We start from the raw sequence: 24315 nt of genomic DNA, 5'->3' as shown, positions 1-24315 counted from the left end.
GTGTCAGCCAATACATCATTTGACTGATCCACCGCATTCGCGAGCAAGCCCGCTCCCACATGTGATCTGCTGCGTTTTCAGGGCAGTGGTTAAGCCTCGATACCCAACATATCCCGCGCCAACGCCTCGGCAATCCGAATCCCGTCGACACCCGCCGACAAAATCCCACCGGCATAGCCGGCACCTTCGCCCGCCGGGAACAGGCCTTTCACGTTCAGGCTCTGCATCGACTCGTTACGGGTAATGCGCAGCGGCGATGAAGTGCGGGTCTCGATCCCGGTCAGCACCGCGTCGTGCAGCGAATAACCCTTGATCTGCTTCTCGAACGCCGGCAGTGCTTCGCGGATGGCTTCGATGGCAAAGTCCGGCAACGCCAGGGCCAGGTCACCCCAGGCCACGCCGGGTTTGTAGGACGGTTCTACGGTGCCGATGGCGGTGGACGGCTTGCCCGCAATGAAATCACCCACCAGTTGCGCCGGTGCTTCGTAGTTGCTGCCGCCGAGGATGAACGCGTGGGATTCGAGGCGCTCCTGCAACTCGATCCCGGCCAGCGGGCCGCCCGGGTAATCCACTTCCGGGGTGATGCCCACCACGATCCCGGAGTTGGCGTTGCGCTCGTTGCGCGAGTATTGGCTCATGCCGTTGGTGACTACGCGGTTCGGCTCTGATGTCGCCGCGACCACGGTGCCGCCCGGGCACATGCAGAAGCTGTACACCGAACGGCCGTTCTTGGCATGGTGCACGAGCTTGTAATCAGCAGCGCCGAGTTTCGGGTGCCCGGCGTACTTGCCCAGGCGCGCGGCGTCGATCAGCGATTGCGGGTGTTCGATCCGGAAACCCACCGAGAACGGCTTGGCTTCCATGTACACGCCACGGCCATGCAGCATGCGGAAGGTGTCACGGGCGCTGTGGCCGAGGGCCAGGATCACGTGTTTCGACAGGATCTGCTCGCCGCCATCCACCACCACGCCATTCAACTGGCCGTCTTCGATCAGCACGTCGGTCACCCGTTGCTCGAAGCGCACTTCACCACCCAGGGCGATGATCTGCTGGCGCATGTTTTCCACCACGCCGGTCAGGCGGAAGGTACCGATGTGCGGCTTGCTGACGTAGAGGATTTCGTCCGGCGCACCGGCCTTGACGAACTCGTGCAGGACCTTGCGGCCGTGGAATTTCGGGTCCTTGATCTGGCTGTAGAGCTTGCCGTCGGAGAAGGTCCCGGCACCGCCTTCACCAAACTGCACGTTGGATTCGGGGTTCAGCACGTTTTTGCGCCACAGGCCCCAGGTGTCCTTGGTGCGCTGGCGCACTTCGCGGCCGCGTTCGAGGATGATCGGCTTGAAGCCCATCTGCGCCAGCAGCAGCCCGGCGAAGATCCCGCACGGGCCAAAACCGACGACGATCGGCCGCTCGGTCAGGCCTTCCGGCGCATGGCCCACGACCTTGTAGCTGATGTCCGGTGCCGGGTTGACGTTGCGGTCGTCGGCGAACTTGAGCAGCAGGGCCGCCTCGCCTTTGACTTCCAGGTCGATGGTGTAGATGAAGCACAGCTCCGACGATTTCTTGCGGGCGTCGTAGCTGCGTTTGAACAGGGTGAAATCGAGCAGGTCATCACTGGCGATGCCCAGGCGCTGCACAATGGCAGGCCGCAGGTCTTCTTCGGGATGGTCGATGGGCAGCTTGAGTTCGGTGATTCGTAACATGACAGGAATCCGGTAGGCGGCGGGCAAAGAGGCCGGCTGTTTTGCAAACCGGCGATTATAAGCCCCAACAGCGGTTTCCCGTCATGTTAAAACAGCGCAGCGGACAATCAGTCGTCCCGCGAGCCGCCGAACGACGCGCAACCGCGCTGCACCTGGCCGTTGACCCGAAGCTCGGCGGCCATGTGCTGCAGGCTGCCACTGACGCTGTCGACACAGCGTTGCGGGGCCACCCAGAGTTCGATGTGCTGGTTATTGGCTTCGGTCATCAGGTTGAATCGTCCGTCGCCCGATTGTTCTTCCACATACGGCACGGCCAATGGCGGCTGGCCTTCACGCTCCAGCACCATGCCCTTGGCGGTCACGTTCATCGCCCAGGCCGGCTTGTGGCCGTTGGCCCGCAGGATCATGCGCTTGAAATCCGGATCATCGCAGGCCGAGGTCGAGCGTTCGACGCGGTACACCTGTTGCAGGTCCACGGTGCCCTGGGTGCCGCTGGCGACGCCGGAGAACTTGCCACGCAGGTCGGCAAACAGTGCGCCTTGCTGGCCGGCCAGGGAGGCGGCCTCCTGCAGGATGCTGGTGCCGCCGGTGTCGTTGACCACGTAGTTGCGTTTGTCGTTGCAGGGCTGGAACAGCAGTTTGTCACCCTGCGCCGTCAGCTCGCCCTGCATGCGGGTCAACCCGGCGAGAGAGGGCTTGGCCGGCTCGTTCTCGAACATCTGGCAGGCGGTGAACAGGGGCAACAGGGCAAACAGAGCTAGGGTACGGGCAGCACGCATTATCGGGTCTCCTGATAAGTGCCGCCACGTTACGCAGGCTGGCGATGCATCACAAGCCCGGGACACAGGTTGAATCAACCGACGATAAACGTCTGCCCCGTCTGCAAGCCTTCCACGCTTTTCGCGTAGGCCAACGCCACATCTGCACCCGGAGCCGGTTTGTAGCCACGGAAGTACGGCGCATAGCTGCCCATGGCTTCCAGCAGCACGGTCGGGCTGACCGAGTTGATGCGCAGGCCGCGGGGCAGTTCGATCGCGGCGGCTTTCACGAATGCATCCAGCGCGCCGTTGACCAGGGCAGCCGAAGCTCCGGTGCGAATCGGATCGCGGTTGAGAATGCCGCTGGTGAAGGTGAACGACGCGCCGTCATTGGCGAACTCGCGGCCAATCAGCAGCAGGTTCACCTGGCCCATCAGCTTGTCTTGCAGGCCCAGGTCGAAATCGCTGGCGCTCATGTCCCCCAGGGGCACGAAGTTGACGCTGCCGGCGGCGCAGATCAGTGCGTCGAACTTGCCGGTTTGTTCGAACAGTTTGCGGATCGAGGCGCTGTCGCTGATGTCGACCTGGAACTCGCCACTCTTGCGACCGATGCTGATCACTTCATGCCGTTGGGACAGTTCTGCCTTGACCGCCGAACCCACGGTGCCGCTTGCGCCAATCAACAGGATTTTCATCGTGCCTTCCTCCAGATGTGTAGGTGAGGTTTCAGTCTAGAGTGATTTTTTGCGCGGATAAGTGCACTAATAGGCAACCTTTGGTTTTCAAATGGAAACAATCCATGAGCGAAATGGATGACCTGGCGGCGTTTGCGGTGTTGATCGAAGCGGGCAGTTTTACCTTGGCGGCCCAGCAGTTGGGCTGCAGCAAGGGGCAACTGTCCAAGCGCATCAGCCAGCTGGAAGCGCAGTTTTCGGTGGTGTTGTTGCATCGAACCACCCGCCGTTTGAGCCTGACGGCAGCGGGGGCGGCACTGTTGCCGCAGGCCCAGGCGTTGGTGGTTCAGGTGGAACGGGCACGTCAGGCACTGGCCAGGCTCAAGGACGACCTGGTCGGCCCGGTGCGTATGACGGTTCCGGTTTCCTTGGGTGAAACCTTCTTCGATGGTTTGCTGCTGGAGTTTTCCCGGGAGTACCCACAGGTGCAGATCGAACTGGAACTCAATAACCAGTATCGAGACCTGGCGCGGGACGGTTTTGACCTGGCGGTACGCTCGGAAGTCGCCAACGACGAGCGATTGGTGGCCAAGCCGTTGCTGGCCTGGCACGAGATGACCTGCGCCAGCCCAGCTTATCTGGAACAGCACGGCGAGCCGCTGACACCGGCGGAACTGGTGGGCCACAACTGCTTGCTGAACAGCCACTACAGCGGCCGTGAAGAGTGGCTGTATCACCAACAGCATGAGCTGCTGCGGGTTCGCGTATCCGGGACCTTTGCCTCCAACCATTACAACTTGTTGAAGAAGGCGGCGCTGGTGGGGGCGGGCATCGCGCGTCTGCCCTCTTATGTGTTGCACACGGAATTGGCTGACGGGCGCTTGCGCTGGCTCCTGCGGGATTATCAGACCCGCAGCATGCCTATGTACCTGGTCCATCCCTACCAGGGTGGCCTGCCGCGCCGCACTCAGGTACTCGCAGATTATCTGGTGGGCTGGTTCAAGCGCAGCGGCGAGGCCCTGGATCGCCTCTAGCGGTAGCGCCGGGCAATCAGGTGATCAATGGAGAAGCAGCCCGGCCCCTTGGCCATCAACAGCAACAACAGTGCGATCCAGGTGCCGTGGGTCGGGTAGGCGTCCGGGTAGACGAACAGCTGGATGGTCAGGGTCATGCCCAGCAGCGCCAGCGCCGAGAACCGCGTGGCAAACCCCACCAGGATCAGCACCGGGAAAAAATGCTCGGCGAACGCGGCCATATGCGCCGCCACTTCCGCTGACAACAGCGGCACATGGTATTCGCTGCGAAACAGCGGCAGGGTGGACGGCGCCAAGTGCGGCCAGCCCAGTTGGAACGTACCGCCGATCAGGTCCACGGCGAGGCCTTCGACCTTGGTCTGTCCGGATTTCCAGAACACCGCGGCGATAGAGAAGCGTGCGACGAAGGCGATCAGGCTGTAGGGGATTTTCTCGAAGAGCTGGATGATCCGTTGGATCAGCCCGGGAGCGGTGGTGTTCATGGCGATACCTTGGGTTCTGTGTGCAAGTGGGTGATGGCGCCGTGGCCGATCAGCAGGGCCAGGCATGAGTGCAGATCAAATTCGGCGGCCGCATCGAGGGCGTAGGCCACGGCCATTTCCAATGGCCAACCGTTGTTCAGGCTGTTGATAAACGTCGCTGCGCCGCTGTCGATGTGAAATACCTGCACGTGCAGGCCGTTGCGCAGCACCAGCGCGCTTTGGGCGTGGAAGGGGTCGAGGGTGGCGAGGGATTCGCCTGTCTGGTGCGCAGCCCATAACGCCACCACGGCGTAGGCCGAGTTCAGGGTGGCCAGGGATGGATGCAGTTGCAGGCGCAGTTCGCCCAGGTCCGAGTGTTGTTGCAGGGTGGCGATGACCTCCTGTTGATCCAGCGGCTGTGCGTCTGCCGCGTGGTAGGCCCTGACCCGCAATCGCTCCAGGCGCGCCACGTCAGCCAGGTAAGGCACGCTGGCGGCGGGGGCGAAGCCCTGGATAAAGTCAGCCAGGTCGCCGCCGTACTCATTGATCAGTGGACTGGTCGGTGGGAAATCCTGGACATACACACCGGCCATCGCCCGAAAAAACTCATCGCCCACCAGTTGCAGAGTGACCGGGTAGCCGGCGGCCAGGGCGTTGATCAGTGAGCTGTGGACATTGTTGCGGTACACCGCAAAACGACTGGCCGGATCGGCGCCGTTGCGGCTGAACAAACCTTCGGGGCAGCTTTCCTCGGGGGACAGCAAGGCGCGGGTAAACACGTCCTGGCGGCTCATGCGTGCGCCTCCAGCAGAAACCGGTCGGCTTGGCGCGCTTCAGCGTGCAGCACGCTGAACGCCGGCACCTGGTTGTCGCGTTCGATTAGCGTGGCGACCGGCCCGGTGCGGGTGAGCACGTGCTGGTAAAGCTGCCATACCGCGTTGTCGATGGGGGCGCCGTGATCGTCAATCAGCAAACGGTCGCCGAGGCTATCGGTGTCTTCTGCAAACCCTGCCAGATGAATCTCGCCCACGGCGTGTAACGGCAAGGACTCGATGTACTTCAGCGGGTCTTGCTGATGGTTGATGCACGACACATACACATTGTTGACGTCCAGCAGCAGCCCGCAGCCGGTGCGGCGGATCGCTTCGCTGATGAAGTCGGTCTCCTCCAGAGTGGAGCACTGGAATTGCAGATAGGTCGACGGGTTCTCCAGCAGCATGGGCCGCTGCAGGCGGGTTTGTACCTGGTCGATGTGTTCGCACACCCGCTTCAGGGTTTCATCGTCATACGCCAGCGGCAGCAGATCATTGAGAAACACCGGGCCGTGGCTGGACCAGGCCAGGTGTTCGGAAAAGGAGTGGGGTTGATAGCGTTCGATCAGCGTGGCCAAGCGCGCCAGGTGCTCGTCGTTCAGCGGACCTTCGCCGCCGATGGACAGGCCCACACCGTGCAGCGACAGCGGGTACTGTTCGCGGATCAAGCCCAGGTAGTGATGGAAAGGCCCGCCGGCCACCATGTAGTTTTCGGCGTGGACTTCAAAAAAACCGATGTCGGGGGAAGTCTCGAGCACTTCGCTGAAGTGCTCGTTCTTGAGCCCCAGCCCGGCCCGATAAGGGAGGCCGGGTGCCTGAGCCTGGGAGATGGTAGGAGTGAGTGAGAGCGTCATCGTCAGTGCTCAGGCTGCGCAGGGATTCAGGACTTGGCAGTGAAGGCGGCTTCCTGGCCGAAGCCGGTTGGCGAGGTGGCGCTTGGGGTTTTCAGGCAGGTGCCGGCCGGGACCAGTTTCCAGGCGTTGGCCTGATCCTTGACCTTCGAGGTGCCCGCGCAGGAAGTGCCGGCGCCTGCAGCGCAATCGTTCTTGCCGGCTTCGGCCACACCGAAGCATTTCTGCATGTCATCGGCGGCGTGGGCGGTGGTGGTCAGGGCGGACAGGCTCAGGGCCGAACCCAGGGCCAGGACGAGGGTGGCGGCGGACAGCGAGCGGGTTTTGGTAGTCATGGTGTATCTCCAGCAGTGGGTTGGGTTGGCAAGCATAGTTGCCTGCTTACACCACTAGAGATAGGGGGAAGGGATTCGTTACAAACCTGTGGAAAATAATTTCAGGTTTCGCCAACGTCTGTGGTTCACACCAAACAAATGTGGGAGCGGGCTTGCTCGCGAAGGCAGTGGTTCAGCCGCCCAATAAGTTGGCTGATCCACCGCCTTCGCGAGCAAGCCCGCTCCCACAAAAGCCCGCTTATACATTGACCAGATGGGCATCAACCGCCCAAATAAGCCTCACGCACTTTCGGATCGGTCAGCAGTTGTTCGCCGCTGCCCTGCATCACCACGCGGCCGTTTTCCAGCACATAGGCACGGTCGGCGATCTTCAGTGCCTGGTTGGCGTTCTGCTCCACCAGGAACACCGTCACACCGTCCTTGCGCAGTTGTTCGATGATGTCGAAGATCTGCTGGATGATGATCGGTGCCAGGCCCAGGGACGGTTCGTCCAGGAGCAACAACTTGGGCTTGCTCATCAACGCGCGGCCGATGGCGAGCATTTGCTGTTCGCCGCCGGACATGGTGCCGCCGCGCTGGCTGAAGCGTTCCTTGAGTCGCGGGAACAGGTGCAGCACCTTGTCCATCTGCTCCTGGTAATCGCCCTTGTCGGTAAAGAACCCGCCCATGGCGAGGTTCTCTTCCACGGTCAGGCGGGCAAATACCCGGCGGCCTTCCGGAACCACAGCAATGCTCTTGCGCATGATCTCCGAGGAAGCCTGGCCCACCAGTTCCTCACCCATGTAGCGGATGCTGCCGCTGTGGGCCTGGGGCGAACCGCACAAGGTCATCAGCAGCGTGGATTTACCGGCACCGTTGGCCCCGATCAGGGTGACGATCTCGCCCTGGCGCACTTCGACGTTGACGTTGTGCAGTGCCTGGATCTTGCCGTAGAAAGTGGAAACGTTTTCGAATTGCAGCATTTTACGCTTCCCCCAAATAGGCTTTGATCACGGCCGGGTTGTCACGGATCTGCTCCGGCGTACCGTCGGCCAGTGGCGTGCCCTGGTTGATCACCACGATATGGTCGGAGATGCTCATGACCAGTTTCATGTCGTGTTCGATCAACAGCACCGTGGCGTTGTTTTCCTCACGCAGCACGCTGATCAGCGCCTTGAGGTCTTCGGTTTCCTTGGGGTTCAGGCCGGCGGCCGGTTCGTCGAGCATGAGGATCCGCGGACGGGTCATCATGCAACGGGCGATTTCCAGGCGACGTTGCTGACCGTAGGCGAGGGTGCCGGCGGGACGGTTGGCAAACTCGGTGAGGTTGACCTTGTCCAGCCAGTACGCTGCATATTCCATGGCCTCGCGCTCGCTCTTGCGGAACGACGGGGTCTTGAACAGGCCGGCAAAGAAGTTGGTGTTCAGGTGACGGTGCTGGGCGATCAAGAGATTCTCGACCGCCGTCATGTCCTTGAACAGCCGCACGTTCTGGAAGGTCCGCACCACGCCCTTGCGGGCAATCTCATGACCGGCCAGGCCTTGGATTGCCTGGCCGTCCAGCAGGATGCTGCCGCCGCTCGGCTTGTAGAAACCGGTCAGGCAGTTGAACACCGTGGTCTTGCCGGCGCCGTTGGGGCCGATCAGGGCTACAACCTGTTTTTCCTTGACGGTCAGGGCCACGCCGTTGACCGCGAGCAAACCGCCGAAGCGCATGCTCAAGTTTTCGACTTTCAGGATCTCGCGGCTCATTTGCGCAGCTCCATGTGTGGACGTTGCATGGGCAGCAGACCTTGAGGGCGCCAGATCATCATCAGCACCATCATGGCGCCGAACATCAACATGCGGTATTCGCTGAACTCACGCATCATTTCCGGCAGCAGGATCATCACGATGGCCGCGAGGATCACGCCCAGCTGCGAGCCCATGCCACCCAGTACCACGATGGCGAGGATGATCGCCGACTCGATGAAGGTGAACGACTCCGGTGTCACCAGGCCCTGGCGAGCGGCGAAGAAGCTGCCAGCGAAACCGGCGAAGGTTGCCCCGAGGGTGAATGCCGAAAGTTTGATGACGGTCGGGTTCATGCCTAACGCCCGGCAGGCGATTTCATCTTCGCGCAGCGCTTCCCACGCACGGCCGATCGGCATGCGCAGCAAACGGTTGATCACGAACAGTGCCGCCAGTGCCAGCAACAACGCCACCAGGTACAGAAACACCACTTTGCTCACCGGGTTGTAGTCGATCCCGAAGTACTCATGGAAGGTCTGCACGCCTTCGGCCGCGGTGCGGTCGAACGACAGCCCGAAGAACGTCGGCTTGGGGATGCTGCTGATGCCGTTGGGGCCGCCGGTGATATCGGTGAGGTTACGCAGGAACAGACGGATGATTTCACCGAAGCCCAGGGTCACGATCGCCAGATAGTCACCGCGCAAGCGCAGTACCGGGAAGCCCAGCAGGAAGCCAAATGTGGCCGCCGCCATGCCGGCCAGTGGCAGGCAGATCCAGAAGCCCCAGCCCAGGTAATGCGAGAGCAGCGCGTAGGTGTAGGCACCCACCGCGTAGAATCCCACATAGCCCAGGTCGAGCAAGCCGGCCAGACCCACCACGATGTTCAGGCCCAGGCCCAGCAACACGTAGATCAGGATCAGCGTCGCGATATCCACCGCACCCCGGGAACCGAAGAACGGCCAGATCAACGCGGCCACGATCAGGCCGATGATGATGTAGCGCTGCGTGCGCGGCAGGGTCAGGAACTGGCTGACCTTGGGCGATACCAGCGGGCCACGGTTGGACTTGAGGAGTGCCCCGACCTGCTGGGTAAACAGCACGCGCAGGAACATCAGCACCGAGCACAGGGCAATGATGGTCAATGTCACGGGACCGGTGCCATGCACTTCGAGGTTGATCCCGACAATGCTCAGCTTGAGCCCGAGTACCGGAAAGGCCACGGCCCACACCAGCAAGGCGCTGAAAAACGCCGATTTAAGATATCTGCTCATACTTTCTCAACCTCCGGACGGCCCAGAATGCCGGTCGGCCGGAACAACAGCACCAGAACCAATAGACCGAATGCCACCACGTCCTTGTACTGGTCGCCGAACACATCGGCGCCAAAAGCTTCAGCCACCCCCAGCACCAGCCCGCCGAGCATCGCGCCCGGAATGCTGCCGATGCCGCCCAATACCGCCGCAGTGAAGGCCTTGAGGCCCACCAGGAAACCGGCGTTCGGGTTGATCACGCCATACTGCATGCTCAGCAACACGGCAGCGACAGCCGCCAGTGCGGCACCGATGACGAAGGTCAGGGCGATGATGTTGTTGGTGTTGATGCCCAACAGGTTGGCCATCTTGATGTCTTCGGCGCAGGCCCGGCAGGCGCGCCCCAGACGGGAGCGAGAGATGAACAGGGTCAGGCCAAGCATCGCCACCAGGGTGACGACGAAGACCAGGACCTGCATGTAGGAAATCAGCACTTCTTGTGCGCCACCTGGGCCGAAGGAGAAGCTCCCCGGGATCAGGTTGGGAATGGATTTGTCCTTGGAATCCTGGGACAGCAATACGGTGTTCTGCAGGAAAATCGACATGCCGATCGCAGAGATCAGCGGGATCAAGCGGTTGCTGCCACGCAAGGGGCGGTACGCAACGCGTTCGATACTGTAGCCGTAGGCACTGGTTACGACGATGGACGCCAGGAACGCAGCGGTCATCAACAGCGGCAGGGAATGGATACCCAGCATGGCCAGCCCGGCAAGGGCGATGAAGGCCACGTAGGAACCAATCATGTACACCTCGCCATGGGCGAAGTTAATCATTCCAATGATGCCGTAAACCATTGTGTAGCCAATGGCTATCAAGGCATAGGTGCTGCCAACGGTCATGCCGTTAACCAGCGTTTGGAAAAAATGATAGATCTCAGGCATTACAGCGCTCCTAAAAACCCGATACGCATTTCACTGGTGGAGTCAATTTCCGGCTCGGTGCCCTGTTCTGTGATCAGGTTGCACAAAGCGTTTGCCAGCGAACCGCTGGTGACGGTTTTAAGATTTTCAGGTGAGCCAGCGCCCGGATCGCGGGTGACAGGCCCATAAACCTCGTAAAACAAAGCCCACTGCTTGCACAGTGGGCTTGTTGACCAGTAACGCCTGGCTTACTGAGGGGAAACTTCGGTTTTTGGTTTGCCGAAGTGCCATTCGTAGACCACGAACTTGAAGTCCTTCAGGTCGCCCTTGGCGTCGAAGCTCAGGTCGCCGGTCGGGGTCTTGAAGGTACCGGCGTGGATGGCCGCTGCCACCTTGGCGGTGTCTTCGCTCTTCGCGGCAGTGATACCGCCGGCGATCACTTCAACTGCCGAGTAGGCCGGGAACACGAACGGACCGGTTGGGTCCTGCTTGTTCTTGGTGAACTCTTCAACGATTGCCTTGTTGGCAGGATCGGTGTCGAAAGACTTCGGCAGGGTGACCAGCAGGCCTTCGGAAGCGCCCTGGGCGATTTGCGAGATGGAGTCGTTGCCGACGCCTTCAGGGCCCATGAACTTGGCGTTCACGCCTTTTTCCTTGGCCTGGCGCAGGATCAGGCCCAGCTCAGGGTGGTAGCCGCCGTAGTAGACGAAGTCGACGTTGGCTTGCTTGAGCTTCTGAATCAGCGAACCGAAGTCTTTGTCGCCAGCGTTGATGCCTTCGAAGAGGGCAACTTTCACGCCTTTCTTCTCGAGGGTCTGCTTGACGGCGGTAGCGATGCCTTCACCGTACTGCTGCTTGTCGTGGATAACGGCTACGACTTTCGGCTTCACGTGGTCGGCGATGTAGTTGCCGGCGGCTGGGCCCTGGGCGCTGTCCAGGCCGATGGTGCGGAAGACCAGCTTGTAGCCACGGGACGTGATTTCCGGGCTGGTGGCAGCCGGGGTGATCATGATCACGCCTTCGTCTTCGTAGATGTCGGATGCTGGCTGAGTGGAGCTGGAGCAAAGGTGACCAACCACGAACTTGACGCCGTCGTTGACCACTTTGTTGGCTACGGCCACGGCTTGTTTTGGATCGCAAGCGTCGTCGTATTCTTTGGCTTCGAGCATTTTGCCATCTACGCCGCCCTTGGCGTTGATGTCGGCGATGGCCTGCTTGGCACCCATGAACTGCATGTCGCCGTATTGGGTCACAGGGCCGGTTTTAGGGCCGGCAATACCGATCTTGATGGTGTCAGCTGCGAACGAATGGCTGGCAACCCCGGCCAGGACCATAGCGGCAAACAGTTTGGAAATCTGCTTAGTAGCCTTATTCATAGTGCTCCACTCTTACTGTTGTATTTTTTATAGTTCTAGCGGCCTTGTGAGCTGCAGAACCGGATCAGATATCTCGGATATCCCCCGGCAGCGGCCTGGCAACTGTACCGGTACAGTGTAGAGCGCCGGTTGATCGCTTGAAAAGCTGGCTGCTGGGGGCAAAACCCGGGTATGTCGCTTAAATGAAAGAAAAAGACAGAATTGCGGCGGGGGTGATGCCAGAGTTTCGGGCAATCCTTGGCTTTCCTGACACTTTCGTTCGGTGCCTCATTTGCAACTGGGTTTTTCTGCCTGGAGCTCGACGGTATGATTGCGCCGATTTTTTCTTCAGGTGAACTCCCATGACGCAAGAACCTAGCACCCTCTATGCCAAGCTGCTTGGTGAAACCGCGGAAATTTCCTGGAAGGAGCTTGAGCCGTTCTTTGCCAAGGGTGCCCTATTGTGGGTCGATGCCGGGCTGGATTTGATCGAGGCCGCCGAGGGCATGGCTGAGGACAACCGTGAGAAAGTCGCTGCCTGGCTGGCTGCGGGGAGTCTTGGCGAGGTGTCTGCGACGCGGGCGTTGGACCTGGTTGAGCGGGACCCGAGTTTGTGGGCGGTGGTGGTTTCGCCGTGGATTCTGATCCAGGAAAGGGCGGCGTAGGAAATGACTGCGCGAAAATGGTGCGTGATTTTTCTGAGTTTAAGTGTGTAGGCGGGTAACTGCATTCGCCGTGATGGCATGTTGCCGTAGAGAAAGGTCACAGGCGGGGGTTACGTGCGCGTCATGGGAACAGTTTTGGTAGCGGCGGAATGCTGGGGGAATTGTTTCTTTGTGTGAGTTTTGTGTACATATCCGTTGCTGCGGTAACGGCGCTTAGGGTTCCGCTCTTACAGCGGGTCACTTTTGGCAAACGCCCCAAAAGTAACCAAAAGGTCTTTGCCCCACCACTCGGTGCCTCGCTTAGGCTCGGCATGCCCGCACTCCGGCACGATTCCGCGGGCCGCCGCGACGGGCCATCCATGGCCCGGCGCGGGTAAATCGGCATCCTTGCCGATTTACCCGCTCCACCGTGCCTACTTGCGGCCATCGTGGTTAACGGGGCCCGCAGATCAAAATCAAAAGCAGAGCACAGCGGCCTACCGGCCGGCTTGAGTGTTAAAAGCAAAGACCAGAGTGAAAACAGATCTGCTTTTATGTGGGAGCGGGCTTGCTCGCGAAAACCTGAGAGCGCCGCGTTCAATCAGGATGCCCACGTCATCGTTAACGACCTTCGCGAGCAAGCCCGCTCCCACATTTGGACCGTGCCCGCTTTAGCTTTTGATTTTGCTCTTCAACACTCAAGCCGGCCGGGAGGCCGCTGTGCTCTTGCTTTTGATCTTGATCTTAGGCGCCCCGTTAAACCACGCTGGCCGAACGCAGGCTTTGGAGCGTGGGTAACCCGGCAGGACGCCGGGTTACCCGCGCTGGGCCAAGGATGGCCCATCGCGGCGGCCCACGGTCCAAAGCCGGAGTGAGGGCACTCCGAGCCTAGGCGAGGAGCCGAGTGGTGGGGCATGAGCGTTTTGCTTACTTTTGCGCTTTTCAAAAGTGAGCCGCCGTAAGGGCGGAACCAATAGCGGCCGTTACCTAAATAACGGATATACACCCCACCTAAGAATCAAGCCTACGCCGTCTTCCCCGTATGGTTATTCAGCGAAATAACCTTGGTCTTCCCAATCCGGTGACGATAAATCTCACGCAGGTACTTGATCGCCTTCTTCACACAATCCCGCGACAGCCGGATATCGTTGATCGACACAAACTTGTCCTTGTCATTGATCAACTCACGATACTTCTTCTCGTACATCGGCTTGATGGCATACCAGTTGGTATCCAGGATCTTCGCCGGGTTCTCAAACTCATTGAGCAGCTCATCAATCCGGTCTTCATCAAAATCCTCATGGATGATGAAATCCAGAATCGAGTTATCCAGCGTGTCATCAAACCGATACGGATTCCTCGCAAAGCAGCGCTTGATAAACGCCACGATCAACGTCAAAAAGTCATCCGACAGGCATGGGCTTTTAGCGATCAAGGTGGTGAGTGACAAGTTGGCCGACGCCCCGATCACCAGCGCATACCGCTTGAGCGTCGTGTTGGGAAACAGACTGTTGAGGTGCGTCTTGAGCCGATTCAGGTCCATATAGGACAGCTTGTAATCCTTGGGCAACGACACAATCGACACCACCGACGAGCAGTTCTTGAAGAAGTGCAGGTCATGCAGCGCCGCCGCGTCATACCCGGAATTCTTGTACTGCTCCAAGGAGGCCTTATAGCGCTTGGACTCAATCGGCAACAGGCTGATGCCCTCGATCGCCTGGGTCACCTTGTTGAAGTGCGGCAGATCAATGGAGCGGAAAAACAGGTCATCGATATTCAGCCGCTGTGGCTCTTTGTCGAACACCTTGAACTTGTCACTCGAAGGCGCGGGCGTTTCCGGCACCACCGATTCGGCATAGGCAATCGCCACCGGGCCGGCCAGGCTCATAAACAGGTCGTTGGCGTCCAGGCGGATGGTCTCGCCAATGTCGATCCCGGCGCGACGGAAGTAGTTCTGGTCGTAGTCGGTGGTAACCGCCTGGGCCGTCAGAATGTTGAAGATCTGTTGTGAGATGTACTGGTTGGCGTGCTTCTCCATGGCATTGACATCAATGTTCTGGATATTGCCGTCATCGCTTTCTTCGGCATACCGCATGATGTCGTTGGAGATCAGCATCATCGCGTTCCACGGACGGATGCGGCCTTTCACGCTGGCCTCGCTGCTGTCTTCATTGTCGAAGTTGTACGAGAAATCCCATTCTTCCGACAGGTATTTGCACAGCAGCCGCCCGGCGTTGATGTGCAGCGCTTCGGACATTTCACTGCGGTGATCGGAGATGTTCGGCAGCACGCAAATGCCGCTGGTGAAGATCGGCTCGAACACGAAGGCGTGACCGCTCTTGCTGTCATGCTCGTCGGCGGGCTTGGTGTCGAACGTCTTGTTCATGTACGAGTGCTGCTGGGCCAGGCCAAATTCCGAGGCCATGCCCGAGCCTGTACCGCCGCCGGCGCTGAAGATCGAGAAGTACAGGCGTGACTGGTTGGCCTTGATGCCGCAGGAGTCGATCAGGTACGAGTGGATCATCTTCCAGTCGGGGCTGGAAAAACGCTGGGTGTCTTTGTTGAGGATGATCTTGGCCAGGTACTGGCCGAGGATCGGCGCGTTACCGGCGCCACCGGCATGGACTTCCGAGAGGTCCATGATTTTCATCTTGCTGTAGTCCCGCAGGAAACCGCTTTTCTCCCCCTTGCGCGAGAAACGGATGCGCCCGGCGATGTCCTTGTCCAGGTCGCCCAGCATCACCAGTGGCTCGACCAGGAACACCGGCTTGGTGCCTTTGTTCGACCCCAGGCGCAGGTTGTTGCGAATCCACTGGGCCGGGCGGTAACCCTTGTCAGTGGTTTTATCCTCGTTGCTGAATTCGTTGAGGTAGAACTTGCGGGCGTTGTACACCAGCTCCGCCACATCCAGGGCAATGTTCGAACCGCAGCGGCCCAGGCCGATCAGGCACACCGAGGGGAATTCCTGCTCGTTGCGCAGTTCGCCGTCGACTTCCAGGTGCGGTGAGCGCGGGAACACCATGTCGCGCAGGCCGTCGAGGTTGTCGAGGATGCGGTCGGTGTTGGTCTCGGTGAAGTACAGGTACTGCTGGGTGGCCAGTGGGCGCGCGCTGCTCAATGACTTTGAGCCTGAGGGTTTTTCCGCAGGGGCTGTCAGCAACACGTCGGATACCGCAGTGGCAGAGTTATTTTTAGAAGTCATTGTGCGCCATGTGCCTGGACGGATGGCTGAAGAGGTATCAGGTAGCCATCACGGAATGAGAGATCGCGACTTTACAGTGCGTCCTGGTCCTGGGCGGGAGGGTTTAACCCTAGGGTTTTAAGGGGAAATCCTGGCCGGACTCTGATGAATCGGCCGTTCGTCGGGATTCTTTAGTGAAGTGATGGCGATTTGCCAAATTTTCGGCGTCAGCGAATTGGCCTGACGATGGAGGCGGGACCCGTACGGCCCGAAGGCGGATCTTTGGGCGCGGGTTCACTGCCTGTAAGTCCCAGCAGGCTAAACATGTTGTGCTGATCGAGGCCTTTGATCACTGCGCTGATGTCACTCATCGGTACCGCGGCGCTGAGCAAGTAACCCTGAACGAAATCACAGCCGTGTTTTTGTACCACTTCCAATTGTTGCAGGGTCTCCACGCCTTCGGTCACGACTTGCAGATGCAGGGTGTGGGCCATGCCGATAATGGCCTGGACGATATCGATGTCGGTGGCGGATTTGGGAATATCCTGAATAAACGAGCGGTCGATTTTCAAGGTATTCAGCGGCAGGCGCTTGAGGTAGGCGAGGGACGAATAGCCGGTGCCGAAGTCGTCGATGGACAGCGACACGCCCAAGGCGCGGATTTGCCGCAGCAGTGCCAGGGTGCTGCTGATATTGCCCATCAGGGCGTTTTCGGTCACTTCCAGTTCCAGGCGATTGGCGGCGATCCCGCCGAAGCGCAGGGCGTTTTCGATTTCATCGGCCAGTTCGTCACGGGTCAGGTTCAAGGCCGAACAATTGACCGCCATGATCAATTCCGTATGACCCTGCTCCGACAACAAGCTCAGGTCGTGACAGGCCTGGCGCAGAACCCAGTGATCCAGTTCGGCAATCAGTCCGTTGTTTTCAGCAATGCCAATAAACCGGTCCGGGGTCAGCAGGCCGTGTTGAGGATGTTGCCAACGCACCAGGGCTTCGAGGCGTGTGATCCGGCCTTTTTTTAGGTCAAGAATCGGTTGGTAAAACAGCACCAGCTCGTTTTTGCCACGCAGCGCGGCGCGCAGTTCTTCCTCCAGTTGCAGTTCCAGGAAAGCCCGGGTTTTCAGGTTGGAGCTGAAGAAGTTCAGGTTGTTACGCCCAGTATCCTTGGATTGATACAACGCCAGGTCGGCAGTTTTGAGTAGCTCTTCGCTGGTTTTGCCGTCTTCGGGGAACAGGCTGATGCCGATGCTGGTGGTCATCACCATGCGCCGGCCGGCCAACTCGATGGGGTCTTTCATTTTCTGCATGATGCGTTGGGCCATGTGCCGCGCTTCATCGCGATGGTGAATGCTGATCAGGATGCAGAACTCGTCGCCGCCAAACCGCGCGACCACGTCGTCATGGCTGCGGACCGAACTTTTGATATGGCCGGCCAGCACCGTGAGCAATTCGTCGCCGGCGTCATGGCCGAGGCTGTCGTTGATGCGCTTGAAGTGGTCGATATCCAGGAAGATCACCGCCAGCATGCCGTCGGTGGCGGTTTTTTCTGCGAGCTTCTCGGCGAAGATCTGGTTGAAGCCACGGCGGTTGAGCAGGCTGGTCAAGGCGTCGTAGTGCGCCACCTGTTGCAGCGAGGCGCGGGCCTGGTCGAGTTCGGTGAGCAGTGCATTGACCCGGCGCAGGTCGGTTTCCTTGTGTTGCAGCTTCTTGTCTGCCAGCGCAGCGCTGATGCTGCTGCCGATCACCAGCAAGGCGATGACCGCTACCAGCAGGCCCAGTTGGATGGGGTTGTTGTCCACGGGCAGCGCCGACGGAACAAGGTCCGCGGGCACCAGCAGTTGCATGGCCGCCATGCCGGTGAAGTGCATGCTGATAATGCCGGCGCCGAGCACCAGGCTGGCGGCGTACTTAAGTAATTGATGAAACATGCCGGTGCCGTTGCGCAAGTACAACGACAGCAGCAACGCCGCCAGGCTGGCGCCGATGGCGATCAACACCGATGCCAGGAACAGCCTGGTCTCGAAATACACGCCCGCCTCGGAGCGCATGGCCGACATGCCCACGTAGTGCATCAACGCGATACCCAGCCCCATCCACACCGATGCCAGCACATATTGGTGCAGGCGCAGCCTGGGATGACTGAGGGTTTGCATGGCGAACAGCGACGCGATCAGGGCGATCAGCAGCGAGGCGAACGTCATGATCAATTCGTAGTGAATCGCGATAGGTGCCTGGAAGGCCAGCATGCTGATGAAGTGGGTCGACCAGATTCCGCCTGCCAGGCAGCCCGCACCTACCCAGCGCCAGTGCCGTTGAGCCTTGGGGTTGTCGACATGGCCGACCCGCTCGGCCATGTCCAGGGTGCCGAAGCCCGCTGCACAGGCCACCACGTAAGCCAGAAGCACCAGAAAGGGGTTATGACTGCAATTGAGTAATAAATGCCCGCTGTCCGGAAGGTCGGTAAAAAAATGCAAACCAAGCCATTCCATAGCATGTCCCGTCACAGAGTTTTAGTCTGACTGCGTCTTTCAGTATAGAGAGCGTGAGCGGGTTACAAGGGCTGATGGCAGATTGCTTCTAATCATTTGGCGATGAGTTTATAAATAACTAGAACTAAATGATTAGGGATGACCGCCCGGGTCGCCCGATGGCGTGACATCAGGCTTACGAATCATTACAGACAATCCCCACGGGGCTGACTAGATTGCAGGTTCCGGGCTCAGGATGCGTCTGGCATCGCGGCTCACATAACAATAAAAGAGACGGACCCATGCAGAACTCGACCCAAGCGGCGAATGCCTGGCGCATTCTGTTCCTGTTGTTCCTGGCCAACCTGTTCAACTTTTTCGACCGCACCATCCCCGCGATCATCATCGAACCGATCCGCATGGAGTGGCACCTCAGCGACTTCCAGCTCGGCATCATCGGCACTGCGTTCACCATTGTTTATGCGATTGCCGGCTTGCCCCTTGGGCGGATGGCCGATACTGGCTCGCGCAGTAAGCTCATGGGCTGGGGCCTGGCGGCGTGGAGCGGCCTGACAGCGGTCAATGGCCTGGTGGGCAGCTTCTGGACGTTTTTGCTGGTGCGCATGGGCATCGGCATCGGCGAGGCCAGTTATGCACCGGCGGCGAACTCGTTGATTGGTGACTTGTTTCCGGCCCATCGCCGGGCGCGGGCCATGGGGATCTTCATGCTGGGCCTGCCTTTGGGGCTGTTGCTGGCGTTCTTTACCATCGGTGCAATGGTCAAGGCGTTCGACAGCTGGCGCGCGCCGTTCTTTATTGCGGCGGTGCCGGGGCTGATCCTTGCGGTGTTCATGTTCTATATCAAGGAGCCCAAGCGCGGCGCCGCAGAAACCGTGCAAGTCTCCCAGGAGAAAGTCGACCGGCCGATTCGCCGGGTGCTGGCGGTGCCGACGTTTCTATGGCTGGTGCTGGCAGGCTTGTGCTTCAACTTCGCCACCTATGCCTGCAACTCGTTCCTGGTGCCGATGCTGCAGCGCTATTTCCTGCTGCCTTTACAGGATGCGGCAGTCGCCACCGGTGTTATCGTCGGTATTACCGGCCTGGTGGGCCTGACCCTGGGCGGCTGGATTGCCGACAAGATCCATCAACGCATCGCGAATGGTCGGTTGTTGTTCGCGGCGTGCAGCTTGATCATTTCTACCGTCACCACTGCTTGGGCGTTGCACGCCGGGCGGATCGAGATTGGTGTGTTTGTGGCGTTGTTCAGTGTCGGCTGGCTGTTTGCCTATAACTTCTACACCTGCGTGTACACGGCGATCCAGGACGTGGTCGAGCCGCGCCTGCGGGCCACGGCGATGGCGTTGTTCTTCGCCGGCTTGTATTTGCTGGGCGGTGGCATGGGACCGATTGTGGTGGGCGGGTTGTCGGATCATTTTGCCCATTCGGCGATGTATGCGGCGGGGGCGGAGCAGATGACCGAGGCTTATAAAGCCATAGGCTTGCACGATGCCATGTACCTGATTCCGGTGGCGCTGTTTCTGACCATGCTGTTTCTGTTCCAGGCGTCCCGCAGTTTTGTGCGCGATGCCAAGCGGATGAAGGATGGGCTGGGGGTGGTGGAGGTGCCGGCTGCGGCGGTTACTGCCTGAGACCGAGGTGACGCCTTCGCGAGCAAGCCCGCTCCCACAGTTGACCGAGTTCCATCTTGAGAATGCGGTCTAATGTGGGAGCGGGCTTGCTCGCGAAGAGGCCATCAATAACAACGATGTCTCAAGTGAATAAAAAAGGCCCGCATTACGCGTAATGCTGTTCACTTAAGCATTTGAGCCCACGCCGGGCTTCCTAGAAAATCCGATACCAGACCTCTGGCATCGGATTTTTATGTCTGTTCAACAGGACCTGCTTGACCTCGGCGACCTTTTCAACTTCTGCGACCTGAGCACCTTTACCCAAAATATTCCCATTGAGTGGGTAGCGTCTGCGCTGGATCTTTCCAGTCAGGCCACCATTCGCCGGCGTCGCCTGCCCGCTGATCAAGTGCTTTGGTTGGTACTGGGGATGGCGCTATTTCGAGATGAGCCGGTTCACGAAGTGGCCAGACGTTTGAACATCTGCGCCCAAGGCCTGGCTTCTGACCACTTGTTGGCCCGCAGCGGTGTGACCGAGGCGCGAAAGCGGCTCGGTGCCGATCCTGTTGAGTGGCTGTTTCGCAAGACCGGTACTCAATGGGGGGCGCAGCGCTACGACGATGATGCCTGGCACGACCTGCAGGTATTCGCGGTGGACGGTGCACTTTTACGCACTCCGGATACGCCCGAGCTGCGAGATCACTTTGGATCGGGAAACACCCCGAGTGAGCGCCAGACACCGTTTGCCATGCTGCGCCTGGTGGCGCTGATGAATGTGCGTTCGCATGTGATCCTGGATGCTCAATTGAGCCCTTACCGACGCAGTGAAATGCGCTTGGCCGACGAGTTTTTGCAGCAGATTCCCGACCACTCAGTGACGCTGTTCGACAAAGGGTTCTGGGGCGCCGAGCTACTGTCGAGTTTGAGCCGTTCGGGCACCCACCGTCATTGGTTGATCCCGGCAAAATTGCCGGCCGAGACCTACAACACCAAGGCCGTTGCCAAGCTTTATCAGGAACGCTGGGAGATCGAGCTGGGCTTCAGGGACATCAAGAGTTCGATGCAACAGAACGCCATGACCTTGCGCAGCAAAAAAGTCGAGCTGATTTATCAGGAGGTGTGGGGACTTTTGCTGGCTTACAACATAATTCGTCGGGAAGCCAGTCAGGCAGCGGTGGCGTTTGGCCGAGCGCCCTCGGACATCCGTTTCAAACCGGCTTGTCAGTACATCGCGGTGCAATTGATTGTGATGGCTGCGGCCAACCCGATTTCAGCGACAGGGAGACGATTGGCAGAGTTAAGGGCAGGTATCGGAGGATTGTTTCTGGATCACCGTCCAAGGCCTTCGAGGCCAAGGACGGTGAAGATCTCAAAAACCCGATTTCCAGTAGACCGTAAGGCTGCTCCGCTTAAGTGAACAGCATTACGCATTACGCGGGCCTTTTTGTTTGGCAGGGTAGGGCGGCGAAGTCAGCCCGCGACCAACACCCGAATCGCTTCCAGTCGCAGCGCAGCCTTGTCGAGCATGGCCAGGCCTTGCTCGCGCTGTTGGCGCAGGGCAACCAGTTCGCTGTCACGCACGGTCGGGTTGACCGCTTGCAACGCGGTCAGGCGTGCCAGTTCTTCGTCGGTGTCCGCCGCCAGGCGACGTTGAGCCTCGGCCACACGCTCGGCGTGACGCGGGGCGATCTTCTCTTCGCCGGCGTTGATCCGTGGCGTCAGCTGGTCGCGCTGGGCCTGGACGAACTTGTTGGCGCTGGCCCGGGGCACGCTTTCGAGCTGGTCGTTCAAGGTCAGGAATGACACGCGGCCCGACAGGTCATTGCCGTTGGCATCCAGCAGGCAACGCAGCGCAGCCGGCGGCAGGTAACGGCCCAATTGCAGCGAACGCGGGGCAACCACTTCGCTGACGTAGAGCAGTTCCAGCAACACGGTGCCCGGCTTGAGCGCCTTGTTCTTGATCAGCGCCACGGCGGTGTTGCCCATGGAACCGGACAGCACCAGGTCCATGCCGCCCTGCACCATCGGGTGTTCCCAGGTGATGAACTGCATGTCTTCGCGGGACAGCGCCTGGTTGCGATCGTAGGTGATGGTCACGCCTTCGTCGTCGCCCAGGGGGAAGCTGGCGTCGAGCATTTTTTCGCTGGGCTTGAGGATCAGCGCGTTTTCCGAATGGTCTTCGCTGTCGATGCCGAAGGCGTCGAACAGGGTTTCCATGTAGATCGGCAGGGTGAACTGGTCGTCTTGCTCGAGGATGGCTTCCACCAGCGCATCACCTTCACCGGCACCACCGGAGTTGAGCTCCAGCAAACGGTCGCGGCCGGTGTGCAGTTCGGCTTCGAGGCGCTCGCGCTCGGCACGGGCTTCGTCGATCAGCGCTTGCCACTCGCCGTCGTCGGCGTTTTCCAGCAGCGGCAGCAGGCGCGGGCCGAACTGGTGCTGCAAGGCGTTGCCGGTCGGGCAGGTGTTGAGGAACGCGTTCAGCGCTTCGTGGTACCACTGGAATAGCCGCTCTTGCGGGCTGGTTTCCAGGTACGGCACATGCAGTTCGATCACATGCTTCTGGCCGATCCGGTCCAGACGGCCAATCCGCTGTTCCAGCAGGTCCGGGTGGGATGGCAGGTCGAACAGCACCAAGTGGTGGGAGAACTGGAAGTTGCGGCCTTCACTGCCGATTTCCGAGCAGATCAGCACTTGGGCGCCGAACTCTTCATCCGCAAAGTACGCAGCGGCGCGGTCGCGCTCGAGGATGTTCATGCCCTCGTGGAACACCGTGGCCGGGATGCCGGAACGCACGCGCAGGGCGTCTTCCAGGTCCATGGCGGTTTCGGCGTGGGCGCAGATCACCAGGACTTTGGTGCGCTTGAGCATTTTCAGCTGGTCGATCAGCCACTCGACGCGCGGGTCGAAACGCCACCAGCGTTGTTCTTCATCCGCATCCGGCTGGGACTGGAAGCTGACTTCCGGGTACAGCTCGGCGTGTTCGCCCAGGGGCAGTTCGAGGTATTCGTCCGGGCACGGCAGCGGGTAGGCGTGCAGCTTGCGCTCCGGGAAGCCCTGTACGGCGGCGCGGGTGTTGCGGAACAACACGCGGCCTGTGCCGTGGCGGTCCAACAGTTCGCGTACCAAACGGGCGCTGGCTTCGGCATCGCCATCGTTGACGGCGGTCAGCAGCGCTTCGCCTTCGTCGCCGAGGAAACCCTGGATGGTCTTGTGGGCGGCGGGCGAGAGGCGGCCCTTGTCCAGCAGCTCCTGAACGGCTTCGGCCACCGGGCGATAGTTTTCGCTCTCGGCGCGGAAGGCGTGCAGGTCGTGGAACCGGTTCGGGTCCAGCAGGCGCAGGCGCGCGAAGTGGCTGTCCTGGCCCAACTGCTCAGGGGTTGCCGTGAGCAGCAGTACGCCGGGAATCACTTCGGCCAGTTGCTCCACCAGCGAGTATTCGGGGCTGGCTTTTTCTTCGTGCCAGACCAGGTGGTGAGCTTCGTCGACCACCAGCAGGTCCCAGCCGGCGGCGAACAACGCGTCCTGGGCCTTCTCGTCGTCCACCAGCCATTCCAGGGCCACCAGCGCGAGCTGGGTGTCTTCGAACGGGTTGGTGGCATCGCTTTCGATAAAGCGCTCTTCGTCGAACAGCGCCACCTGCAGGTTGAAGCGGCGGCGCATTTCCACCAGCCACTGGTGCTGGAGGTTTTCCGGCACCAGGATCAGTACGCGGTTGGCGCGACCCGACAGCAACTGGCGATGGATCACCAGGCCGGCTTCGATGGTCTTGCCCAGGCCCACTTCGTCCGCCAGCAGAACCCGCGGTGCGATACGGTCGGCGACTTCACGGGCGATGTGCAGTTGGTGCGCGATCGGTTGCGCACGCACGCCGCCCAGGCCCCAGAGCGAGGACTGCAACTGGCGGCTGGTGTGTTCCAGGGTGTGATAGCGCAGGGAGAACCAGGGCAGCGGGTCGATCTGGCCGGCGAACAGACGGTCGCTGGCCAGACGGAACTGGATGAAGTTCGAGAGTTGGGTTTCCGGCAGGGTGACCTGCTCGTTCTGCCCATTGAGGCCGTGGTAGACCAGCAGGCCGTCGACGTCGTCGACCTCTTGCACGGTCATTTTCCAGCCTTCGAAATGGGTGATGGTGTCACCCGGCGAAAACCTCACGCGAGTGAGGGGCGCATTCCGTAGCGCATACTGGCGGGTGTCGCCAGTGGCCGGATAGAGCACGGTTAACAAGCGGCCGTCCTGTGCCAGAACGGTGCCTAACCCCAGCTCTGCTTCGCTGTCACTAATCCAGCGTTGCCCCGGTTGATACTGCTGCGCCATGCTGCCTGACTCCCGCCGTGAAAAAGCCGACTATTCTAACGGAACACGGCTTCCAGACCAAAAGGAATAGGTGCAGCTTCTAGCTTTAAGCTACAAGCGGCAAGAAAAAGGGCTGTATGTTCGTCGGATAGATGACGATTGGTTCACAAGTTGGCGGCTTGACGCTCAAGTCGTCACCCACGCAGCCGACAGTCTGCTGAACAGGAGACTATTA

20 protein-coding genes are annotated in these 24315 nt (G+C 60.0%); 4 read left to right on the top strand and 16 right to left on the bottom strand.

Annotation, left to right across the window (positions count from 1 at the left end; genetic code table 11):
- Window positions 1-89: 89 nt before the first annotated feature.
- From D109_RS0125445 to D109_RS0125435, 3 genes are all read right to left on the bottom strand, one after another.
- A complete protein-coding gene (locus D109_RS0125445) occupies window positions 90-1703 on the bottom strand; it encodes an NAD(P)/FAD-dependent oxidoreductase (protein ID WP_017479369.1) in 1614 nt (537 codons plus the stop codon).
- Window positions 1704-1810: 107 nt separating this feature from the next.
- Complete coding sequence (locus D109_RS0125440) at window positions 1811-2482, bottom strand: COG3650 family protein (RefSeq protein ID WP_017479368.1); 672 nt, start codon at window positions 2480-2482, stop codon at window positions 1811-1813.
- Between the two features lie 74 nt (window positions 2483-2556).
- Window positions 2557-3156, bottom strand: a complete 600-nt coding sequence (locus tag D109_RS0125435; RefSeq protein WP_017479367.1) for a short chain dehydrogenase — start codon at window positions 3154-3156, stop codon at window positions 2557-2559.
- A gap of 104 nt (window positions 3157-3260) precedes the next feature.
- Here D109_RS0125435 and D109_RS0125430 point away from each other — a divergent pair, with 104 nt between their 5' ends.
- A complete protein-coding gene (locus D109_RS0125430) occupies window positions 3261-4169 on the top strand; it encodes a LysR family transcriptional regulator (RefSeq protein WP_017479366.1) in 909 nt (302 codons plus the stop codon).
- Here the strand turns inward: D109_RS0125430 and D109_RS0125425 are convergent.
- The 10 genes from D109_RS0125425 to D109_RS0125380 form a co-directional block, all read right to left on the bottom strand.
- Complete coding sequence (locus D109_RS0125425) at window positions 4166-4651, bottom strand: DoxX family protein (protein ID WP_017479365.1); 486 nt, start codon at window positions 4649-4651, stop codon at window positions 4166-4168. The two genes, D109_RS0125430 and D109_RS0125425, sit on opposite strands and share 4 nt — an antisense overlap.
- The gene (locus tag D109_RS0125420; RefSeq protein WP_017479364.1) at window positions 4648-5424 is read right to left on the bottom strand and encodes a DUF2063 domain-containing protein; all 777 of its coding nucleotides are present in this window, start codon (window positions 5422-5424) and stop codon (window positions 4648-4650) included. The genes D109_RS0125425 and D109_RS0125420 overlap by 4 nt, the downstream gene beginning before the upstream one ends.
- The gene (locus D109_RS0125415) at window positions 5421-6296 is read right to left on the bottom strand and encodes a DUF692 domain-containing protein (RefSeq protein WP_017479363.1); all 876 of its coding nucleotides are present in this window, start codon (window positions 6294-6296) and stop codon (window positions 5421-5423) included. Before D109_RS0125415 ends, D109_RS0125420 begins: the two co-directional genes overlap by 4 nt.
- A gap of 26 nt (window positions 6297-6322) precedes the next feature.
- Window positions 6323-6628 carry a DUF2282 domain-containing protein gene (locus D109_RS0125410; RefSeq protein WP_017479362.1) on the bottom strand — a complete coding sequence of 102 codons (306 nt, stop codon included), beginning with the start codon at window positions 6626-6628 and terminating at the stop codon, window positions 6323-6325.
- Between the two features lie 260 nt (window positions 6629-6888).
- Entirely contained in the window at window positions 6889-7590 is a 702-nt protein-coding gene (locus D109_RS0125405; RefSeq protein ID WP_017479361.1) for an ABC transporter ATP-binding protein, read from the bottom strand.
- 1 nt (window position 7591) lies between these two features.
- On the bottom strand, window positions 7592-8359 hold the full coding sequence (gene livG, locus D109_RS0125400; protein ID WP_017479360.1) for a high-affinity branched-chain amino acid ABC transporter ATP-binding protein LivG: 768 nt from the start codon (window positions 8357-8359) through the stop codon (window positions 7592-7594).
- Window positions 8356-9609 carry a high-affinity branched-chain amino acid ABC transporter permease LivM gene (locus D109_RS0125395; protein ID WP_017479359.1) on the bottom strand — a complete coding sequence of 418 codons (1254 nt, stop codon included), beginning with the start codon at window positions 9607-9609 and terminating at the stop codon, window positions 8356-8358. Before D109_RS0125395 ends, livG begins: the two co-directional genes overlap by 4 nt.
- Window positions 9606-10529: a high-affinity branched-chain amino acid ABC transporter permease LivH gene (gene livH, locus D109_RS0125390; RefSeq protein ID WP_017479358.1), complete on the bottom strand. Its 924-nt coding sequence runs from the start codon at window positions 10527-10529 to the stop codon at window positions 9606-9608. Before livH ends, D109_RS0125395 begins: the two co-directional genes overlap by 4 nt.
- Window positions 10529-10711, bottom strand: a complete 183-nt coding sequence (locus D109_RS1000000134315; RefSeq protein WP_003211657.1) for a hypothetical protein — start codon at window positions 10709-10711, stop codon at window positions 10529-10531. Before D109_RS1000000134315 ends, livH begins: the two co-directional genes overlap by 1 nt.
- A 45-nt stretch (window positions 10712-10756) precedes the next feature.
- Complete coding sequence (locus tag D109_RS0125380; RefSeq protein ID WP_017479357.1) at window positions 10757-11884, bottom strand: branched-chain amino acid ABC transporter substrate-binding protein; 1128 nt, start codon at window positions 11882-11884, stop codon at window positions 10757-10759.
- Between the two features lie 341 nt (window positions 11885-12225).
- On the opposite strand from D109_RS0125380, the gene D109_RS0125375 reads away from it, so the two are divergent.
- Window positions 12226-12528: a DUF2288 domain-containing protein gene (locus D109_RS0125375; RefSeq protein ID WP_017479356.1), complete on the top strand. Its 303-nt coding sequence runs from the start codon at window positions 12226-12228 to the stop codon at window positions 12526-12528.
- Between the two features lie 1003 nt (window positions 12529-13531).
- Here the strand turns inward: D109_RS0125375 and D109_RS0125370 are convergent.
- Both D109_RS0125370 and D109_RS0125365 read right to left on the bottom strand, forming a co-directional pair.
- Window positions 13532-15709: a hypothetical protein gene (locus D109_RS0125370; protein WP_026078211.1), complete on the bottom strand. Its 2178-nt coding sequence runs from the start codon at window positions 15707-15709 to the stop codon at window positions 13532-13534.
- A gap of 206 nt (window positions 15710-15915) precedes the next feature.
- On the bottom strand, window positions 15916-18177 hold the full coding sequence (locus tag D109_RS0125365; protein WP_017479354.1) for a bifunctional diguanylate cyclase/phosphodiesterase: 2262 nt from the start codon (window positions 18175-18177) through the stop codon (window positions 15916-15918).
- A gap of 281 nt (window positions 18178-18458) precedes the next feature.
- Between D109_RS0125365 and D109_RS0125360 the strand changes: the two genes are divergently transcribed.
- A complete protein-coding gene (locus tag D109_RS0125360) occupies window positions 18459-19805 on the top strand; it encodes an MFS transporter (protein ID WP_017479353.1) in 1347 nt (448 codons plus the stop codon).
- Window positions 19806-20037: 232 nt separating this feature from the next.
- Complete coding sequence (locus D109_RS0125355; protein ID WP_017479352.1) at window positions 20038-21201, top strand: IS4 family transposase; 1164 nt, start codon at window positions 20038-20040, stop codon at window positions 21199-21201.
- A 53-nt stretch (window positions 21202-21254) separates the two neighbouring features.
- On the opposite strand, the gene rapA is transcribed toward D109_RS0125355, so the two are convergent.
- Window positions 21255-24101, bottom strand: coding sequence for an RNA polymerase-associated protein RapA (gene rapA / locus D109_RS0125350; protein WP_017479351.1), 2847 nt, complete (start codon window positions 24099-24101; stop codon window positions 21255-21257).
- Between the last annotated feature and the right edge of the window lie 214 nt (window positions 24102-24315).

The sequence above is a fragment of the Pseudomonas sp. PAMC 26793 genome (assembly GCF_000313235.1).
Lineage (GTDB): Bacteria > Pseudomonadota > Gammaproteobacteria > Pseudomonadales > Pseudomonadaceae > Aquipseudomonas > Aquipseudomonas yamanorum.
This window is presented reverse-complemented; position numbering and strand designations above follow the sequence as displayed.

Excerpts from the sequence above, each read along its gene's own strand:
- D109_RS0125445 (WP_017479369.1), bottom strand. The coding sequence starts at position 1,703 with ATGTTACGAATCACCGAACTCAAGCTGCCCATCGACCATCCCGAAGAA.
- D109_RS0125440 (WP_017479368.1), bottom strand. The coding sequence starts at position 2,482 with ATGCGTGCTGCCCGTACCCTAGCTCTGTTTGCCCTGTTGCCCCTGTTC.
- D109_RS0125435 (WP_017479367.1), bottom strand. The coding sequence starts at position 3,156 with ATGAAAATCCTGTTGATTGGCGCAAGCGGCACCGTGGGTTCGGCGGTC.
- D109_RS0125430 (WP_017479366.1), top strand. The coding sequence starts at position 3,261 with ATGAGCGAAATGGATGACCTGGCGGCGTTTGCGGTGTTGATCGAAGCG.
- D109_RS0125425 (WP_017479365.1), bottom strand. The coding sequence starts at position 4,651 with ATGAACACCACCGCTCCCGGGCTGATCCAACGGATCATCCAGCTCTTC.
- D109_RS0125420 (WP_017479364.1), bottom strand. The coding sequence starts at position 5,424 with ATGAGCCGCCAGGACGTGTTTACCCGCGCCTTGCTGTCCCCCGAGGAA.
- D109_RS0125415 (WP_017479363.1), bottom strand. The coding sequence starts at position 6,296 with ATGACGCTCTCACTCACTCCTACCATCTCCCAGGCTCAGGCACCCGGC.
- D109_RS0125410 (WP_017479362.1), bottom strand. The coding sequence starts at position 6,628 with ATGACTACCAAAACCCGCTCGCTGTCCGCCGCCACCCTCGTCCTGGCC.
- D109_RS0125405 (WP_017479361.1), bottom strand. The coding sequence starts at position 7,590 with ATGCTGCAATTCGAAAACGTTTCCACTTTCTACGGCAAGATCCAGGCA.
- livG (WP_017479360.1), bottom strand. The coding sequence starts at position 8,359 with ATGAGCCGCGAGATCCTGAAAGTCGAAAACTTGAGCATGCGCTTCGGC.
- D109_RS0125395 (WP_017479359.1), bottom strand. The coding sequence starts at position 9,609 with ATGAGCAGATATCTTAAATCGGCGTTTTTCAGCGCCTTGCTGGTGTGG.
- livH (WP_017479358.1), bottom strand. The coding sequence starts at position 10,529 with ATGCCTGAGATCTATCATTTTTTCCAAACGCTGGTTAACGGCATGACC.
- D109_RS0125380 (WP_017479357.1), bottom strand. The coding sequence starts at position 11,884 with ATGAATAAGGCTACTAAGCAGATTTCCAAACTGTTTGCCGCTATGGTC.
- D109_RS0125375 (WP_017479356.1), top strand. The coding sequence starts at position 12,226 with ATGACGCAAGAACCTAGCACCCTCTATGCCAAGCTGCTTGGTGAAACC.
- D109_RS0125370 (WP_026078211.1), bottom strand. The coding sequence starts at position 15,709 with ATGACTTCTAAAAATAACTCTGCCACTGCGGTATCCGACGTGTTGCTG.
- D109_RS0125365 (WP_017479354.1), bottom strand. The coding sequence starts at position 18,177 with ATGGAATGGCTTGGTTTGCATTTTTTTACCGACCTTCCGGACAGCGGG.
- D109_RS0125360 (WP_017479353.1), top strand. The coding sequence starts at position 18,459 with ATGCAGAACTCGACCCAAGCGGCGAATGCCTGGCGCATTCTGTTCCTG.
- D109_RS0125355 (WP_017479352.1), top strand. The coding sequence starts at position 20,038 with ATGTCTGTTCAACAGGACCTGCTTGACCTCGGCGACCTTTTCAACTTC.
- rapA (WP_017479351.1), bottom strand. The coding sequence starts at position 24,101 with ATGGCGCAGCAGTATCAACCGGGGCAACGCTGGATTAGTGACAGCGAA.